Consider the following 18501-nt stretch of genomic DNA (forward strand, 5'->3'; position numbering starts at 1 on the left):
CAGGCGGCTATTCGGCTGCCTGTGTTACCCCGGATGCAACCACATCAAGGGCCTGGGTCAGATCGGCAAGGATATCGTCAATATGCTCGATTCCTACCGACAGCCGTACATAGCCTGGCGTGACACCGGCATCCCGCTGATCCGCCTCACTCAGCTGTGAATGCGTTGTCGAGGCCGGATGGATGGCAAGCGAGCGCGCATCACCGATATTCGCCACGTGGTAAAAAAGTTTCAGCGCGTCGATGAAGGCCCGCCCGGCGGCAAAGCCGTCCTTCAACTCGAACCCGACCAGACCGCCATAGCCACCTTTCAGATAGGTATGGGCACGCCGCGCCGCGGCACCGGTCTGCAGGCGCGGATAATTGACCCGCGACACTGCCGGATGGCTGTCCAGAAAATCAGCAACTTTCGAGGCGTTGGCAACATGTTCCCTGATCCGCAGAGGCAGGGTTTCAAGGCCCTGGATCAGCTGGAAGGCATTGGCGGGGCTGAGCGCGCCACCAAGATCCCGCAACAGAGTCACACGCGCCTTCAGCGCATAGGCAACCGGTCCCAGCGGGGCCGCTGCCTCGGTCCAGACGGCACCGTGATAGGACGCATCCGGGGTGTTCAATGCCGGCTGCTGCGTGGCATGCGCCGCCCAGTCGAAATTGCCGCCATCAATAATCACACCGCCAATCGAGGTGCCGTGGCCTCCGATATACTTCGTCAGCGAATGCACGATGATCGCCGCCCCATGATCAAACGGACGGGTCAGCAATGGTGCTGCCGTGTTGTCGACAATCAGCGGAATGCCGCGCGCACGGCCGATTTCGGCAACCTCGCCAATTGGAAACACCTCCAGCTTCGGATTTGGCAATGTCTCGGCATAATAGGCACGGGTACGCTCATCGCTGGCTTCGGCAAAATTCTCCGGCCGTGCCGGGTCGACGAACCGCACCTCTATTCCCTGCTGGCGAAGCGTATTCTGGAACAGGTTCCAGGTACCGCCATACAGATCGGTCGAGCTGACGATATTGTCACCGGCGACGGCCAGATTCTGGATGGCATAGGCTGATGCCGTCTGTCCCGAGGACACGGCAAGCGCTGCCACACCGCCTTCAAGGGCGGCAATCCGCTGTTCAAGGACATCCGTCGTCGGGTTCATGATCCGCGTATAGATATTGCCAAGCTCGGACAGGCTGAACAGGTTCGCCGCATGCTCGGTCGATTCAAACTGATAGGAGGTTGTCTGGTAGATCGGCACCGCGACGGCATTTGTCGTCGGGTCGGCGCGATAGCCGGCATGAAGCGCAAGGGTTGCGGGATGAACGGAATCAAGATTAGACATTGTCAGTCTCCTCTTTAGTGCTTTCGGCGACATGCCGGGGCGCACAAGCTGAAATCAAATCGCCCAACCGCATTCGGGGACGGTCAACCCCTGGCCCACCGGGCCGGTGAATGTGTGCGCTGAAAACCCTGTGGCCATGGAAAAACGGCCATAAAAAAAGCCGTCCGGCCTCAGCGCCTGTCTGCTTCTGGCGCTGGTCCCGTGACGGTTGACGAAACCCTGAAAGACCGTTTTTGGTCATCGCGCTTTAGCAGCATTTCTGAATCGCCCGCAAGTTGACTATTAAAACGGCGATGGCGCTACAGTAACGCCGTGGCAGCGGCGCTCAAGCACAAAGTGATCACAGGCTGAAAAAAGCAAAATGCATCTTCAGGGCTTGCCCCTTTGGAACAAATCATTGCCGCGAATGACCGGTTTCCGTGAAATTCATTTTCCTGCACAGACGATACCATTGCTTCAGATCGCCGCCACAGGGCCGGGCTTGCTTGCCATTGCAGGGTCAGCTTCATATAGTCTGCCGGCAGGTCACGGCTATATCGCCTGACCGCCCCGTTCACCTTGCCGGACCATGACACCATGTTCGGCCAGCCAGCCGCGAGGCCACAATGACAAGCGTCATGCGCGTTCCCCTGAAAAAGCTCACCGAAGGTGATATGCCGTCGCCCGAGGAGATCCGTGAATGCTTTAACGCCATCATGGACGGCGAGGTCAGCCAGATCCAGATGGCGGCGTTCCTGACCGCTCTGAAGATGCGTGGCGAACGGGTTGAAGACATCGCCGCCGCCGCCAGCGTGATGCGCGAGAAAGCCACCGTGATCGACGCGCCGGAAGGCGCAATGGATATTGTCGGCACGGGCGGTGACGGGATCGGTACCTATAACATCTCCACTGCGGCGGCCTTTGTTGTGGCCGGTTGCGGCGTGCCGGTGGCAAAGCACGGAAACAAGGCCGTATCATCGAAAAGTGGCGCTGCGGACGTTCTGACCTGCCTCGGCATCAATCTGCAGTGCGACATGACCACCGTTCGCCGCGCGCTTGATGATGCGGGAATCTGTTTTCTGATGGCACCGCGCCATCACTCGGCAATGCGTCACGTGGCGCCTGTCCGCGCGGATCTTGGACTGCGGACGATCTTCAACATGCTGGGACCGCTTGCCAATCCGGCCCTTGTGCGCCGGATCATGGTAGGCGTCTTTGATCCCGGTCTGTGCGTTCCCTTTGCCAGAGCGCTCGCCAATCTGGGAACAACGCATGCCTGGGTTGTTCACGGTGCCGGCGGCCTTGACGAGGTATCGACAACAGGCCCGACACATGTCGCCGCACTTGCCAATGGCACGGTTGAGGAATTCACCATTTCACCGGACGATCTGGGATTGTCCACAGCGTCGATCGACGATCTTCGCGGCGGCACACCGGAAGAAAACGCCGCCAGCCTGCGCGCGGTTCTCGAGGGCGCTAAAGGCCCCTACCGCGATATCGTCATTTTCAACGCCGCCGCCGCGTTGGTTGCCGGCGGCCATGCGACGACTTTGCAGGACGGGGCAGACCGCGCCATCGACTCGATCAGCACCGGCAGGGCGATGGCCGCACTTACCAGCCTTGTCGACATCACCAACAGCGATGATGGCAGGAGCGCCTAGACCGATGCAGGATGTTCTGGCACGAATTATCGAAGGCAAACGTGACGAGGTCGCCACACTCAAGGCCGACACGTCCCGATCCGATCTCGAAGCTGCCGCCGCGGCCGCCTCGCCGGTGCGTGGTTTTGCCGCCGCCCTGCGGCAGGCGTCGATGCAGGGATATGGGTTGATTGCCGAGCTGAAAAAGGCGTCACCGTCAAAAGGGCTGATCAGGCCTGATTTCGACCCCGAGTCCCTTGCCCGCGCCTATGAACAGGGCGGCGCCACCTGTCTGTCCGTGCTGACCGATGCGCCCTGGTTCCAGGGCGCACCGGAATATCTTGTGGCGGCGCGAAGCGCTGTCAGCCTTCCCGTCCTTCGCAAGGATTTCATGATAGATCCGATGCAGATCATCGAATCGCGGGCACTCGGAGCCGACTGCATCCTGCTGATCATGGCGGCGCTTGAGGATGGCGAGGCTGCCGAACTCGAAGCCTGCGCCATGGAGCTTGGCATGGATGTTCTGATCGAGGTTCACGACCCGTCCGAACTGGCACGTGCCTGCAAGTTGAAATCCCCCCTGATGGGAATCAACAACCGCAATCTGAAAACCATGGAAATCTCGCTTGATGTCGGCGCGGCGATGCTGCCCGAACTGCCCGATGACCGCATTGCGGTTGCCGAAAGCGGGTTGTTCGTGCCGGCAGATCTGGCGCGTATGGCGGCAAGCGGTGCGCGCTGCTTCCTGATCGGTGAATCACTGATGCGGGCGGATGACGTCGCTACAGCAACCCGTACCATTCTTGCCGATCCTGTTCCAGCACGGGGGTAACCATCATGTCCGATCTGACCCATTTCGATTCTGACGGCAAGGCCCATATGGTCAATGTCGGTGACAAGCCGGTCACCGATCGGGTTGCCGTTGCAAAGGGCGAAATCACCATGGCACCCGGCACATTGGCGAAAATTCGCGAGGGCGGTTTCGGCAAGGGCGATGTTCTGGGGGTGGCGCGTCTTGCCGGTATCATGGGCGCCAAACAGACGGCCAGCCTGATCCCGCTCTGTCATCCGCTTGGCCTTGATCATGTGGCCGTCGATCTCGAGGGGGACGACACCCTCCCAGGCGTAAGGATCACAGCCACCTGCCGGGTCACAGGACGCACCGGCATTGAAATGGAAGCCATGACGGCGGTGTCGGTCGCGGCGCTGACCATCTATGACATGTGCAAGGCCGTCGATCGGGCGATGGTGATCGGGGCCATCAGGCTGACCTATAAATCAGGGGGCAAGTCCGGGGTTTTTGATGCCGACGAGTGATACGTCATCAGGTAAAGGTCCACGCCCTCTTCTGTCGGTTGCCGAGGCGCTGAGCCACATACTTGAAGGTCTGGCACCTTCACAGACCGAAATCTGCACCTTGCATGACATGGGTGGGCATGACGTCAGGGGACGGGTTCTTGCCAGTGACATCGCCGCCAGGTTGAGCCTGCCACCGGCCGCCGTTTCGGCGATGGATGGCTATGCGGTGAGGGCAGCGGATTGCAAGATTGCAGGTGCAACGCTGACACGGGTTGGTGAATCCGCCGCTGGCCGGCCGTGGGACGGCAATGTGGGTGTCGGCGAAGCGGTGCGAATCTTCACCGGTGCCGTCATACCGGATGGCGCGGACACAATTCTGCTGCAAGAGGACGCAACCGCCACCGGCGAGACCGACGGCGCGACCATCACCGTCAATGAAGTGCCACGCGATGGCCAGTTCATCCGCCCGGCCGGGCTGGATGTCACCACCGGCGACATGATACTCGCTGCCGGCACGGTGATGTCGGCCCGGCTGATCGCGCTGGCGATATCGGCTGGCCACACCGATGTCAGCCTGTGGCGTAAACCGCATGTGGGAATTCTGTCGACTGGTGACGAGCTTGTTACCCCTGGCACCACACCCGGACCGGGTCAGATCATCTCGTCAAACGCGATCTATCTGTCGTCATTCGTTGCGGCATGTGGGGCAGTGCCCGTGGATCTTGGCATTGCGCGTGACAGGCCCGGCGAAATGCTGGCCTGCGTTCGGCGCGCGAGCGCGCCGCTGGACCTTGTTGTGACAACCGGCGGGGCCTCGGTCGGCGTGCATGACCATATCGTCAATGATCTGTCGGCAAGCGGTACCGAACTCGGCTTCTGGAAGATCGCCATGCGACCCGGCAAGCCGCTTATCCATGGCCGGATCGACAACATCCCGCTGCTTGGTCTTCCCGGCAATCCGGTTTCCAGCGCGGTATGCGCCAACATCTTTCTGCGGCCCGCCATCGCGAGGCTATGCGGCGGCGATCACACCCCCACGATGATCAGCGCCAGACTGGCTGTTGACCTGCCGGCAAATGACCAGCGACAGGATTATCTTCGGGCCACGCTTGCCTATGATCAGCAGGGCCAGCCTGCTGTCACCCCGGCTCGAAAGCAGGACAGTTCAATGATCAGCATCTATGCCGGCGCAAACGCACTGATTGTCCGCCCTCCCCATGACGCGCCGCGCAAAACAGGGGATCCGGTTATGGTGATGCCTCTCGACCCGCTCCTTTGATCTCTCTTTGTTCTTATGTGCTTGCATATGTCCCGGAACATTGATAGAACATTATGGGAACGATACCGGAATATGTGGAGGCACGGATGCTCACACGCAAGCAGAAGGAACTTCTGGACTACCTCACCACCCATGCCGAGACGCATGATGTGCCGCCGTCATTCGACGAGATGCGCGATGCGCTGGGTCTGGCGTCGAAATCGGGCATTCACCGCCTTGTTTCGGGCCTTGAGGAACGTGGCTATATCCGCCGACTGGCGAACAGGGCGCGCGCCATCGAGATTCTGAAACCGGCATCGAATGCGATGGGGGATATCGCTCGCACCGTGGCAAGTGCCGTGGATGCTGTCAGTCTGCCGCTGCTTGGCCGGATTGCGGCCGGCACGCCAATCGAGGCCCTGAGCGATCCGTCCAACCAGCTTGAAGTTCCGGCAAGCATGCTAGGCCGGGGAGAGCATTTTGCGCTTGAAATCATTGGAGATTCGATGATCGAGGCTGGCATTCTGGAAGGCGATACCGTGGTCATAGAACGGTCAAACACCGCCAATCATGGCGAGATTGTCGTGGCCCTGATCCATAAACAGGAAGCCACGCTGAAAACACTCCTGAAAGAACCCGGCCGCATCGGCCTTCAGGCCGAAAACCCGCGCTATGAAACACGATATTTTCAGACGGATGATGTCGAGGTTCAGGGACGACTTACCGGCCTGATCAGGAAGTACTGACCGTCGCTTGCGCGTGCCTGCACGCCCTCTTCGGCAAAACGCAGCAGATAGTTTTCCGGCGGTAGACCGGCAAGACTGATCAGCGGCGTCCCATCACGGCATGGATAATCCGCCTGAACAGTGGCGATGACAAGCTTTGCCCCACTGCGGCAACCGGCACTCAATGCGCGTCGCGCCGTGACAATGGCAATGTCCCCCTTGCCCCTGTGGTCAAACATCGCGATCGCGCCGGCGCCGCCTGTGGTGACGGTCTTGCCGGCAAGGCTTCGCATTGCGTTGTCAGCCAGAAAATCGGACAGCCGCCTGCCACCCAGTGACGTGAACCCCGTCAGCACGCCATCACCACCTGGCATTACGATATGGACATTCTTGCCCCTGGCGAACAATACGCCATCCATTGGCGGGCGGACCACAAGACAGACCGCTGTGACGATGGCAAGACAGCCTCCACAGACGGCTCTCTTCACGCCCTGTCCTGTGAGGCATGTCAACAGACCGAACCCGGCATAGCCCACATTCAGCAGCGCCGGAGGCGGCGGCGTTACAGGCAAGGGTGAAACAGGAAGCGATGAAAACCAGCCGGCAACCATAACCAATGCGTTGATGCCACCCTGCATCACCAGCACCGGCAGGATCGAGATGAATTCAGGCAGCGGCAACATGTCAGTGATCAGCACGGCCAGACCCGCCGGCATGATCCACAGACCGGTCAGCGGAATACCAAGCAGATTGGCCATCACCCCCCAGGGGGTGACAACACCGAAATGATAGGCTGTCAACGGCAGGGTGGCGATACTGGCGATCATCGACGCGGTGACAAGGTCAAGCCCCCACCTGATGAACCTGCCGCCGGAGGCGGTACCGGACTGCCTGTGCCGCCAGCCTTCAAACCAGATCACAAGCGCCGCCGTTGCCGCAAAGGACAGCTGGAACCCGGCAGAAAACAGAGCCAATGGCGAAAACACAAGAATGGCACCGGCCGCCAGACCAACATTGCGAACGGTCAGACCAAGCCTGTCCATCAGCCACGCCGCGAGGATCAGCAGTGCCATCAGAAAGGCGCGTATGGCGCTGATCGAAAGCCCCGAGAGCAGAACATAGCCAAAGCCAGCCATCACGCCGGCAATGGCGGCGAACTTGTGAACAGGAAACCGGCAGGCAACCGATGGCATGAGCGCGGCAAACCCCCGCAGACATGCGATCAGGCCGAAACACAGCAACCCCATATGGAGCCCCGAAATGGCCAGCAAATGCGCAAGACCCGACCCGCGGAACAGATCATAGGTGGCCTCGCTGATGTAGCGCCGGTCGCCAATCAGCAGTGCTGCCGCTATGCCTCCGGCGGGTGCCGTCATGCTGCTTGCGATCCGGTCTGCCCGCGCCTGGCGATAGGATGACAGACCTGCCGCAAGGCTTTGTCCGAAGCCGCCCTCACGGGGCCGGTCCCTGATGCCGACAACATAGCCGCTTGCCACCACATCGCGGGCGCGGGCGCGCAGCGAATAGTCGGGCGCACCATGCAGAACCCGCCCAGGTGGCGGATATATGCGCGCCACCACGCGCACCATATCGCCTGCCCGCGGTATCATCTCGACAGGTCGCACTGACAGCCTGACAATCCTGCCCTCGAGATAAGGGGCAATATCAGCCGGACCATCGATGATGTCGCCAACGCGAAGCCACATTCGCAACCGTCTGTCAAACCGGCCATCGACATGTTCGATCGTGCCGACCACATCAATCCGCCCCGCCCTGTCTCCAAGGCCCGATGGCAGCTGAGCGATATGCAGCATCGCTGACAGCACGCCCGCCAGACACCAGCCAAGCGCCACCATCATCGGCTGCCAGCGTATCAGCCCGCCGACCGGGCGAAGCCCCATCACGGCGGCGATGACAAAGCCACAGCCCACGGCAATGGCAATTGGGATTGATGCCAGCATGTCGTGATGGATGGTGGCGAATGCCACCCCGGCCATCATGACCCCGACATAGACAAGGATTCGTCGTTCCGGTATCAGCCGCATGACGGTTTCCCCTCGCCTTTCCGGCAACCATTGCTTAGGATGCCGCCAGTTTTCCAGACCGCGACAAGGTGCGTTCCGCACCCTCGGCAAAAGCCTATCAGCGAGGCCTTAACAGACCATGAATGTTGTCACCCGTTTTGCTCCCTCACCGACCGGCTTTCTTCACATCGGCGGCGCGCGAACGGCCCTGTTCAACTGGCTGTTCGCACGTCATCATGGCGGCAAGTACCTGCTGCGGATTGAAGATACCGATCACCAGCGCTCAACAAGCGAAGCCATAGACGCCATCCATGATGGCCTGTCATGGCTTGGGCTTGAAGGTGACGAGCCCGCCATCAGCCAGTCAGCCCGTGCTTCGCGCCATGCCGAAATCGCGGCCGAACTTGTTGCCCGGGGCGCGGCCTACAGATGCTATCTGTCGGAGGATGAGCTTGCCTCGCTTCGCGACGAGGCCCGCGCCACCGGCGTGCCTGTCCGCTCGCCCTGGCGGGATCGAAGCGACGCTCCGAATGCCCCGTTTGTGGTTCGCATGCGCATGCCGGACGCAGGTGAGATGACAATCGATGATGCTGTTCAGGGCCAGGTCACGATCCAGAACCAGACACTCGACGACATGGTGATCCTGCGTGCTGACGGGACGCCAACCTACATGCTTGCCGTCGTAGTGGATGATCACGATATGGGGATCACGCATGTGATCCGGGGCGATGACCACCTGAACAACGCCTTTCGCCAGACCATGGTCTATCGTGGCATGGACTGGGATGTTCCGGTCTTCGCCCATATCCCGCTGATTCATGGTGCCGATGGCGCCAAACTTTCAAAGCGGCATGGCGCACTCGGGGTTGATGCCTATCGCGACATGGGATTCCTGCCGCAGGCTGTCGCCAACTATCTGCTCCGGCTGGGCTGGAGTCATGGTGATGACGAGATCATTTCCCGCGACAATGCCATCGCCTGGTTTGACCTGAAACAGGTTGGCAAATCACCGGCGCGCTTCGACTTTGACAAGCTTGCGGATGTAAACAGCCATTATCTGCGCGATCTGGAGGCCGATACCGTCTGGGATCTCATCTCGCCGAATCTTGAAGCCACAAGTCCAGCTGCCCGTGACAGGATCACCCGGTTGATGCCGCTTCTCGCCGAGCGTGCAAAAACCCATCTGGAAATCGCCGAAAGCGTCGGCTACCTGCTCCATGACGGTGCGCCACCGATACAGGAAGATGCGGCAGGTCTTCTTGATGACACCGCCAAGGCACGGCTTCTGGCACTTGTCGAAGACCTTCCCGACGCGCCGTGGAGCGCCGAATCACTCGCCGCCTTCCTCAAGGAATGGCTTGGTGCCAATGATCTGAAAATGAAGGATATCGGCCTGCCATTGCGGGCCGCGCTGACGGGAACCCGGCAGTCACCGTCAATCACCGACGTGATGGCTGCGCTTGGCCCGCAGGAAAGTGAAAAACGCGTCCGAGAAACTTGCAAAATCTAGCTTTTCGGGCTAATCAAGGGCTCCCCCATGCAGCGCGCCACCGGGTCACGTATCGCTGGCGTTTCCACAGAATATTGCCACGTTGAATCGAGGACAGGCATGGCCATGAATAACGACCCAAAGAAAACAGTCACCCTGACGGACAATGAGTCCGGAAACAGCGTCACGCTGCCGGTGATCGGCGGCACCATTGGCCCGGATGTTCTCGACATCCGCAAGCTGTATGGCGAAACAGGGATGTTTACTTTCGATCCGGGCTATGGAGCCACCGGGTCCTGCCTGTCAGGCTTGACCTATATCGATGGTGACGAAGGCGTTCTGCTGCATCGCGGATATCCGATCGAGGAACTTGCCAACCAGTCTGATTTCCTTGAGGTTGCCTACCTTCTGCTGGAAGGCGAACTTCCGAATAAAACCCAGAAAGCGGACTTTGACGACGCGATCACGCGCCACACCATGGTCCATGAGCAACTGTCGATTTTCTTCCGCGGCTTCCGCCGTGATGCGCACCCGATGGCCATTATGTGCGGCGTGGTTGGTGCCCTGTCGGCCTTCTATCATGACTCGACAGACATCCATGATCCTGTTCAGCGGACAATCGCATCTCGTCGCTTGATTGCAAAGATCCCGACACTGGCCGCGATGGCGTTCAAATATTCGCTCGGCCAGCCGTTCAATTACCCGCGCAACAACCTGTCCTATGCCGAAAACTTCCTTCATATGTGCTTTGCCGTGCCGGCAGAGGATTATGAGGTGAACCCGATCCTGGCCAGCGCGATGGACAAGATCTTCATTCTTCATGCGGATCATGAACAGAATGCCTCGACATCGACCGTTCGGCTAGCAGGGTCGTCGGGTGCAAACCCGTTCGCCTGTATTGCTGCCGGCATCGCCTCGCTGTGGGGACCGGCACATGGCGGCGCGAATGAAGCTGTGCTGAACATGCTGAACGAGATCGGCCACAAGGATAATATTCCCGAATTCGTCGCCCGCGCGCGCGACCGCGATGACCCGTTCCGCCTGTTCGGCTTCGGACATCGCGTCTACAAGAATTTTGATCCACGGGCCAAGGTACTTCGCGAGACATGCCACCAGGTTCTTGATGATCTTGGTGTTGAGGATCCGCTTCTTGAACTTGCTATGGCACTTGAGGATATTGCCCTTAAGGATCAGTATTTCATCGATAAAAAGCTGTATCCTAATGTTGATTTCTATTCGGGAATCATCCTCAAGGCTATGGGGTTCCCAACCTCGATGTTCACCGTTCTGTTCGCTGTTGCCCGCACCGTCGGGTGGATTGCACAATGGAACGAGATGATCACCGACCCGATGCAGCGTATCGGCAGACCGCGCCAGCTTTACACCGGTCCGGCACAACGCTCCTTCGTAAGCGTCGACAAGCGCTGATCAGCCACCCTGCCGACCCTTGCGCCAGGCTTAAACCTTGGGTGGTGACAGCCACCCTGCAAGGGCGCGTGTCACATTGTCCTCAAAGCTGTCGGAAGTGCCGCGAAGGATCCGCCGCAATTCATCCGCGTGCTGTCTTGCGCGCGGCGTAGCCTCATTGTCATTCAGCACCTTCAGCATTGCCCGCGTCATCTCGCCTGGTGTCGCCGCTTGCTGGAACAGGAAGGGATATACCTGCCGGTCCAGAATGGCGTTGGGAAGGATCACCCTGTCCATCCTGACAAGACGCCGTCCAATGGCGGCCGACAGGCCGGATGTGATGTAACAGCTGACACCCGGAACACCATAGAGCGCTGTCTGAAGGGTCACTGTGCCTGAAGCCGCGAGGACGGCATCGCCGTGCCCAAGGGCGCGGAACAGCGCGCCCTCCTCCGCGTCGAGCGTGACCACAGGTGAAAGGCCCGGAACCTCGCCGAGGACAGCCTCTATATCAGCACGCATGAGTGGCAGGGTGGGAATTGTCGCCGTGATCTGCGGATGGGTGTCACGCAGATGGTGCAGGGTCTGCAGCATGGGCCGCAGCAAATGCTGGATTTCCGAGCGCCGGCTTCCCGGCAGAATCACAAGATGCGGCCTGTCCCCGTCATCTGCAGGCGGTCTGCGCGGGCTGTCATAGGCCGGATTGAAGGCCTCGGGATGACCAATGAAATGCGCCTCGACGCCAAGCGGCAGGAAATAGTCCGGCTCGAACGGGAACAGACACAGCAACCCGTCCACGGCCCTTGCAACGCGATGACGCCGCCATGCACCCCAGGCCCATACCGTTGGCGCCACAACGTGAATAATCGGCGCTGACCAGCCTGCTGTTGCCATGCGGCGGCGTAGCCGCGCCGCCAGACGCAACGAGAATCCCTTTACATCCACGGTGATGACAAGACGTGGCCTGGCGGCGACAATGTCCTCGACAAGCCTGTCGGCAAATTTTGACAGTCTTGGGTAAGCGGCCAGAGCCGACCCGAATCCCATGACAGTCAACTGGTCCATATTGTGGCTGGATTTCAACCCTTCGGCGCGCATGGAGGGCCCGCCAACCCCAATCCAGCTTTGTGGCCCATAGCCGGCTTCAACCGCGCGCATCAGGCTGGCTGCCAGCCTGTCGCCGGATGGCTCGCCAGCCAGGATAAAGACAGGTGCCGTCAAATTCCAACCACCGTCAGCTTCAGCTCTTCAGCAATGTCAGCAAGTTCCTCTGGCGCAGCCGCCAGCATTACCGCCTGTGCCTGCAACGCCAGCACGCCAACACCCGCCGCTGCGGCCTGGCGCAATGTTTCTACACCGACAACCGGCACATCCAGCCTGTCATCCTGCCCGATCTTCCTGCATTTGACAAAAACCGCGGCTGGCGCTGTTGCATCCAGAAGTGCGGCAGCGCGCGCCAGCATCGCGTCGGTTCCTTCAGCAGCCTCGATGGCAATCACCCGCTGATCCTGAATGATGGCCGATTGCCCGACATCATGATCCCCAAGCGCGGACAACACGGCAACGCCAAGATCGATATCCGGCTGCATGTCGGGGTCAAGGGCACCGGCAAGAACGCCCGGTGGCATGCTGGCCCGCGTCATCAGCCTGTCCGGGGCGATGGTTTCGATCCCGGCTTCAGCAAAATAACCGGCAATGGCCCGAAGCAGAGCGTCGTCGCCGCGCCCCACCACCTTTGCAAGTATTTTCACCGCCGCGGCATCCGGCTTCAGCTGGGCCAGTGACGGCCGACGAATCTTGCCTGCCATAACCACACTGGTGCATCCATTCTCGACAAGCAGATCACGTGTCCGGCCAATCGCGCCGAGCGGAACGACCACGGTCTGATAGCCGGAAAACACCGCATCCGCCTGCCCGTCCACCGCAAAGATCACCACATCATGGCCCTGATGTCGGGCACTGTCCGCAAGCGCCTGCGGCAGGCTGCCCTGACCCGCAATGACTGCCAGTTTGCCGACCCTGCGATCCATCAAGACCCCTGTCTTGAGGCAGCCTGGCAGACACCATTCTTACCTGCATCTTCCAGGAAAGCGAAAATCTGTGCGGCTTCGGCACTGCCATCATAGGACAGGCGCGCCGTATCAAGACGGTCTTTGAACAGGCCATCGCCACGAAACAGCTCGCGATACAGGCTGCGAAGCCGCGAGACGCTCTCGTCGGCAAAGCCGCGGCGGCTCATCCCGATCACATTGATCCCGGTCAGACAGGCGCGATTGCCAACCGCGATGCCAAACGGAATCACATCGCTGTCGACCGCTGTCTGCGAGGCAATCATGGCATGGTCACCGACCCGGCACCATTGCTGGACCGTGGCGAACCCTCCCATCATCACGTGGTTGCCGATCTTGGCATGCCCGCCAAGCGACGCGTTATTGGCAAAGATGACATGATCCCCGACCACACAATCATGCGCCACATGCGAGGCCACCAGAAACAAGCCATGATTGCCAACGCGCGTGCGCATGGAATCGATAGCGGTGCCGGGATGCATGGTGACATGTTCCCTGATCACACAGTGATGCCCGATCTCGAGCGTTGAATCCTCGCCGGCAAAGCGCGTGTGTTGCGGCGGTGCGCCCAGAACGGCAAAGGGATACACCTCGCTGTCCGCGCCAAGCATTGTCCGCCCCTCGATGACAACATGGGCGTGCAACGTCACTCTGTCGCCAAGCACCGCATGCTGTCCAACCACACAATAGGGACCAATGCTGACCTGTTCGCCGAGTGTGGCACCGGGGTCGACAATCGCAGTCGGGTGGATGGAAACGGTCATGGCTTCACTTTCGACAGAAACAGGTAATCAGCGCTGCGGGTCAACAATCATGGCGGCAAACTCCGCTTCCGATGTTTTCACCCCGTCAACCGTAGCATGACCGGTGAATTTCCATAGGGGGCCGCGCGCACTGACCTTCTCGACATGCAGTTTCAAAAGCGCGCCTGGGCGAACTGGTTTGCGAAACTTCACCTTGTCGATGGTGGCAAAGAACACAAGCTTGTCATCGGTTTCATTCCCAAGCGTTACACTTGCCAGGCAGGCGGCGGTCTGTGCCATCGCCTCGACAATCAGCACACCCGGCATGATTGGATAATCCGGAAAATGCCCGGCAAAGAACGGCTCCCCGATACTGACCATCTTTATGCCGACAGCGCTGGTGTCATGGACAATATCTTCGACACGCTCAATCAACAGCATTGGTGGCCGGTGGGGAATCCGTTTCTGGATCTGATCAATATCAAGCTCGGTGATCTGCTCGGTCATAGACTATTCTTTCCTCTGACTTGATTTGGCAATCAGGCGACGAAGCGCGGCACGTTCACGCCAGGCTTCACGTGCCTCTGTGGCCGGGAACCCGACAACTGTCATGTCATCGCCGACATCCTTGGTGACGCCGGACTGCCCCATGACAATCGCCCCCTTTCCTATGGCAACCTGCGAGCTGACCCCCGCCTGTCCGGCCAGCATCGCGCCCTCGCCAATCCTCACACCACCGGCAAGTCCTACCTGTGCGGCCAGAACCGCGCGGTCGCCAAGCTGGCAGTTATGCGCAATGTGGACATGATTGTCGATCATCACCTGACATCCGATTGCCGTCACGCCAAGCGTGCCACGGTCAATCGCACATCCAGCGCCGATGCGGCTTGCCTCGCCAATCGTCACAGTGCCGACATGAGGCAGATGAACCGGACCGTCGGGGGTAACTTCAAACCCAAAGCCGGGACCACCAATCACGGTTGCCGCCCCGACAACTACGTTATCCCCAAGCACGCAATGCGACAGCACGGCATGGGCGTCAACGCGGCATTGTCGCCCAATCCTGACACCGGAATGGATCACCGCTCCCGGCGCGATGATCGAGCCATCACCAATTTCGACATCAACGCCAATGGTCGCGCCGGGTCCGATCTGGACGCCGGGCATCGCACCGGATGGCTGATCAAGCCAATCATCCGGTCTGTCGGTGACAAGCGCGGCAAGTGCCTTGGCAAAATCACGCCGAGGTTTGTCCGACAGCAGGCAGACACAGCTTTCCGGCAGTGCCGAAGACAGATCAGCTGTTGTGACCACAATGGCAGCGCCAAGCCGTGACATCACATCCGGCCCCATGTCATCGCCGAGAAATGTCAGATCACCCGCACCTGCCAGCTCGACAGGCGCGGCATTGGTGACCATGAGGTCACCATCACCTCGCACCTCGCAACCGACAAGCTGCGCCAGCTTGGAGGCCTGTTGCGCGGTCACAGAAAAGAAATGTGGATCAATGGCCATGGAGCGCCTCATTCCTTCGTGACAGCAGGACTGACGGTCACTTCGATCCGGGCATTCTTTGTCCGCTCGTCCAACCGACGCAGAACCTCATCGGAAAGGTTGAGATCCGGCAGGAAGATCAACGCCGATTCACGAAACAGAACAAGGTCAAGCTGGCGTTCCTGTGCCAGGTCGGTGACAATCTGGATTGCCAGGCCGCGAAGCTTTGACTGCGCCTCCTGAAAGGCGACGTCAATGGCCTCACGCCGATATTGGATCTCTTTCTGGATCTGCGTCACCGAGGCCTCGAAGTCGGCAAGCCGACGCGCAAATTCCGCTTCGTCAAGCTCTGCTCGCTTGGCCACGAGCTTGCGCTCAGCCTCCTGCAGAGCCGTCTCACGCGCGGCAAATTCACGCTGAAATTCGAGCCTCTGTTCATCAAGGAGTTCACGCACGCGCGCTGCACCGGCAGACGCTCTCAACACCCCGTCAAGATCAATCAGCCCAATCCGTGCGATCGCATTTCTGGCCGTATTATCGGCAACTGCGCGATCAACCGCCGCCGCGTTGGGCAGATCCGCGCCAGACTGCCCCGGTTGCTGAGCAGACGCCGCGATAACATCGCCAAACGTCAGGCTCAGGACGAGGACAATACCCGTCAGGAAAGCAAGGAAACCACCGGAAGACAAAGCGCTGTCAGAGCCTTGTGCCGATCGTGAACTGGAAGGTCCTTGTCTGGTCATAGCTCTTCTTTGTTGTGGGTTTCGCCCAGTAGAAAGACATCGGCCCAATGAACGTATCCCACAAAATGCCCGCTCCAACCGATGTTCTGACAGATGCGTCATTGGCACCTTTCACACCTGTGGGATAGTCGGTTCCCCACACTGATCCGAAGTCGGAAAAGACGGTCCATCGCATACTGAGATCCTGGCTGATGCCGGCCCGTGACACCACCTCGAACGTGCCGTTGAATACCTTGTTGCCACCAACAGCAGCATTGGATCCGTTGTCACGTGGTCCGATGCCGCTGCCATCGAAACCCCGAACGCGGCGTCCGCCAAGGAAGAAACGCTGCGACTGTGTGACGTCTTCGCCAAGCCCCGTAACCTGACCAATCCGTCCCTTGGTACCAAGGAAAAAGGTATTGAACATGATCGGCCTGTAATACGCCCCGGACAGGACAAGACGATGATATCGTGCATCACCACCGATACCGGCGAGTTCCTGGGCAACTTCAAATAGCGAGCCTTCCGAAGGATCGAATCTGTTGTCCAGCCTGTCCTGACCGAAGGTGTAGCTTGCCGCGGATTTCAGAATGTTCTTGCCGTTCTCGCCGGTAATGGATTGCGAAGTAGTTGATTTTTCATTGGTTTCCGACTGCGAGATTTCATATCCAACCCGGTGGAAGTAATCATTCGCGGCAGCAAATCCGATTCCAAAATCAAAACCCCGCCGCGTGATGGAAAATGTATCTTCCTTGATCTCTTCGTTGAACACAGCCGCGCGCCCGGTCAGGTTGCGCCCGAAAAGATAGGGTTCGGACAGGCCAACGCGCACATTGGACCGGCTTGCCGACACATCAAGGCTGAAATTGATGCCGCGTCCGGATCCGAGGAAGTTTCGTTCATCAAGACCAAGGGCGAAACTGGTCTGATCGAGGGAGGAATAGCCAAGCCCTATCGAGAATTCACCAGTTGATTGCTCTTCCACTGTGACCTCGGTGACTGTCTGCTCCTCGGAACTACCAACAAAGTTGCGGACAGATACATCAGAGAAGAAGCCGAGATTTCGGATGTTACGAATGGAGCGCTCAAGCTTCAGCTGGTTGAACGCATCACCTTCTACTAGCTCGAACTCACGACGAATAACGGAATCAAGCGTGCGGACATTGTTCACAATTTCAATTCGCTCGATGAAATTCTTCTGCGCCTTGCCAATCCGCACCTGAATATCCAGTGTCTGCGTCTCTGGATCTGTAATTACTTCAGGTTCAATATTCACAAAGGCGTAACCAAGCGCGCCAAGTTCGTTGGTGATATCGAGCAACCCCTGTTCCAGTGCCCGCACGTCGTACCAACCGTCCCCTCCAAAATCAAAATTCTGGCGCAAGGCATCCAGATCCACATTTTCTATCTGACTTTCAATCGAGATGTCGCCGACCTTGTATCTGGCCCCTTCCTTCAGGACGAAGGATACTGCAAATCCGCGACGATCCGGCAAAAGACCACCCTGCGCACGCGATACGTCAATGTCGGCATAGCCCCTGGACAGGTAGAACTGGCGCAACAGTCGGACATCATAGTCAAGCCGCGCCTCGTCATATTTATCCGAGGTCGCGAAAAAAGCCCACCAGTTGCTGACACGACTTGAAATCGCACGCCGCAAGGCTGAATCGGAAAAGCGCTCATTTCCGTTGAAGGTAATGGAACTGATCTTGATCAGCGGGCCTTCCTTGACGACAAAGGCCAGATCAACGCGGTTGTCATCAAGCTCGATGATCTGCGGATCGACAACAGCGGCGTAACGGCCAGCCGCCTGATACACCTTCAGCAGTTTCTGGCTTGCCTCGACGGCAAGCCGGCGGGTGAACACACGCCGCGGCTGAATATCAATGATTTCAAGAAGTTTTTCGTCATCAAGAGCATCATTGCCCTCGATATTCACCCTGTTGATGATAGGATTTTCGACAACATCGATGCGCAGAACCGAACCATCGATATCAATATTGATGTCCGCGAACAGATCGGTCTCGTAAAGACGTTCCAACGCAATGCTCAGCGAACTGCGACTGACACTGTCACCGACACGGACCGGCAGATAGGACAGCACCGTACCGATGGCAACCCGCCGGTTTCCCGACACTGCAATTTCCTCGACGCGGACCTGCTGGTCTGCGGATTGTGCGGTTACCGGCGATGTCGACCCCATTGCCAAAGCCAGCAATAACACAAGGATGAGCAGTGGTTTCGGCATGGCAGTCTTCTCCCGGTCTGTCAGCCAGACTATACCCATGCCGCCGAAGTTATCAAAGCGTGCATTTCAGA

16 protein-coding genes are annotated in these 18501 nt (G+C 59.0%); 7 read left to right on the top strand and 9 right to left on the bottom strand.

The features are described from left to right. Nucleotides 1–7 precede the first annotated feature (7 nt). Nucleotides 8–1330: an O-acetylhomoserine aminocarboxypropyltransferase/cysteine synthase family protein gene (locus tag AB3X55_03320; protein ID MEX0502606.1), complete on the bottom strand. Its 1323-nt coding sequence runs from the start codon at nucleotides 1328–1330 to the stop codon at nucleotides 8–10. A 605-nt stretch (nucleotides 1331–1935) separates the two neighbouring features. Between AB3X55_03320 and trpD the strand changes: the two genes are divergently transcribed. The 5 genes from trpD (at nucleotide 1936) to lexA (ending at nucleotide 6252) form a co-directional block, all read left to right on the top strand. Next, nucleotides 1936–2970 carry an anthranilate phosphoribosyltransferase gene (gene trpD / locus AB3X55_03325; GenBank protein ID MEX0502607.1) on the top strand — a complete coding sequence of 345 codons (1035 nt, stop codon included), beginning with the start codon at nucleotides 1936–1938 and terminating at the stop codon, nucleotides 2968–2970. A 4-nt stretch (nucleotides 2971–2974) separates the two neighbouring features. Continuing rightward, nucleotides 2975–3781 (top strand): indole-3-glycerol phosphate synthase TrpC, encoded by an 807-nt coding sequence (gene trpC, locus AB3X55_03330; GenBank protein MEX0502608.1) that lies wholly within the window; start codon nucleotides 2975–2977, stop codon nucleotides 3779–3781. Between the two features lie 5 nt (nucleotides 3782–3786). Continuing rightward, nucleotides 3787–4266: a cyclic pyranopterin monophosphate synthase MoaC gene (gene moaC / locus AB3X55_03335; protein ID MEX0502609.1), complete on the top strand. Its 480-nt coding sequence runs from the start codon at nucleotides 3787–3789 to the stop codon at nucleotides 4264–4266. Beyond that, nucleotides 4253–5527 (top strand): gephyrin-like molybdotransferase Glp, encoded by a 1275-nt coding sequence (gene glp / locus AB3X55_03340; protein ID MEX0502610.1) that lies wholly within the window; start codon nucleotides 4253–4255, stop codon nucleotides 5525–5527. The genes moaC and glp overlap by 14 nt, the downstream gene beginning before the upstream one ends. 86 nt (nucleotides 5528–5613) lie before the next feature. Beyond that, complete coding sequence (lexA, locus tag AB3X55_03345) at nucleotides 5614–6252, top strand: transcriptional repressor LexA (GenBank protein MEX0502611.1); 639 nt, start codon at nucleotides 5614–5616, stop codon at nucleotides 6250–6252. Here lexA and AB3X55_03350 read toward each other — a convergent pair. Continuing rightward, a complete protein-coding gene (locus AB3X55_03350) occupies nucleotides 6216–8276 on the bottom strand; it encodes a ComEC/Rec2 family competence protein (protein ID MEX0502612.1) in 2061 nt (686 codons plus the stop codon). The genes lexA and AB3X55_03350 overlap by 37 nt on opposite strands. 118 nt (nucleotides 8277–8394) lie before the next feature. Here AB3X55_03350 and gltX point away from each other — a divergent pair, with 118 nt between their 5' ends. Continuing rightward, nucleotides 8395–9765 (top strand): glutamate--tRNA ligase, encoded by a 1371-nt coding sequence (gene gltX, locus AB3X55_03355; protein ID MEX0502613.1) that lies wholly within the window; start codon nucleotides 8395–8397, stop codon nucleotides 9763–9765. Between the two features lie 99 nt (nucleotides 9766–9864). Next, entirely contained in the window at nucleotides 9865–11172 is a 1308-nt protein-coding gene (locus tag AB3X55_03360) for a citrate synthase (GenBank protein MEX0502614.1), read from the top strand. Nucleotides 11173–11202: 30 nt separating this feature from the next. Here AB3X55_03360 and lpxB read toward each other — a convergent pair whose 3' ends face one another. From lpxB to bamA, 7 genes are read right to left on the bottom strand one after another with little or no spacing between them, the layout of a single operon-like run. Next, on the bottom strand, nucleotides 11203–12372 hold the full coding sequence (lpxB, locus tag AB3X55_03365; protein MEX0502615.1) for a lipid-A-disaccharide synthase: 1170 nt from the start codon (nucleotides 12370–12372) through the stop codon (nucleotides 11203–11205). Further along, nucleotides 12369–13181 carry an LpxI family protein gene (locus tag AB3X55_03370; GenBank protein ID MEX0502616.1) on the bottom strand — a complete coding sequence of 271 codons (813 nt, stop codon included), beginning with the start codon at nucleotides 13179–13181 and terminating at the stop codon, nucleotides 12369–12371. The genes lpxB and AB3X55_03370 overlap by 4 nt, the downstream gene beginning before the upstream one ends. Next, nucleotides 13181–13984 (bottom strand): acyl-ACP--UDP-N-acetylglucosamine O-acyltransferase, encoded by an 804-nt coding sequence (gene lpxA, locus AB3X55_03375; protein ID MEX0502617.1) that lies wholly within the window; start codon nucleotides 13982–13984, stop codon nucleotides 13181–13183. The genes AB3X55_03370 and lpxA overlap by 1 nt, the downstream gene beginning before the upstream one ends. Nucleotides 13985–14011: 27 nt before the next feature. Further along, nucleotides 14012–14470, bottom strand: a complete 459-nt coding sequence (gene fabZ / locus AB3X55_03380) for a 3-hydroxyacyl-ACP dehydratase FabZ (GenBank protein MEX0502618.1) — start codon at nucleotides 14468–14470, stop codon at nucleotides 14012–14014. A 3-nt stretch (nucleotides 14471–14473) separates the two neighbouring features. After that, on the bottom strand, nucleotides 14474–15478 hold the full coding sequence (gene lpxD / locus AB3X55_03385; GenBank protein ID MEX0502619.1) for a UDP-3-O-(3-hydroxymyristoyl)glucosamine N-acyltransferase: 1005 nt from the start codon (nucleotides 15476–15478) through the stop codon (nucleotides 14474–14476). A gap of 8 nt (nucleotides 15479–15486) precedes the next feature. After that, nucleotides 15487–16146, bottom strand: a complete 660-nt coding sequence (locus AB3X55_03390; protein ID MEX0502620.1) for an OmpH family outer membrane protein — start codon at nucleotides 16144–16146, stop codon at nucleotides 15487–15489. Nucleotides 16147–16153: 7 nt separating this feature from the next. Continuing rightward, nucleotides 16154–18430 carry an outer membrane protein assembly factor BamA gene (gene bamA / locus AB3X55_03395; protein ID MEX0502621.1) on the bottom strand — a complete coding sequence of 759 codons (2277 nt, stop codon included), beginning with the start codon at nucleotides 18428–18430 and terminating at the stop codon, nucleotides 16154–16156. Between the last annotated feature and the right edge of the window lie 71 nt (nucleotides 18431–18501).

It is taken from the genome of Alphaproteobacteria bacterium LSUCC0719, assembly GCA_040839025.1.
Classification (GTDB): Bacteria; Pseudomonadota; Alphaproteobacteria; order Puniceispirillales; family Puniceispirillaceae; genus UBA8309.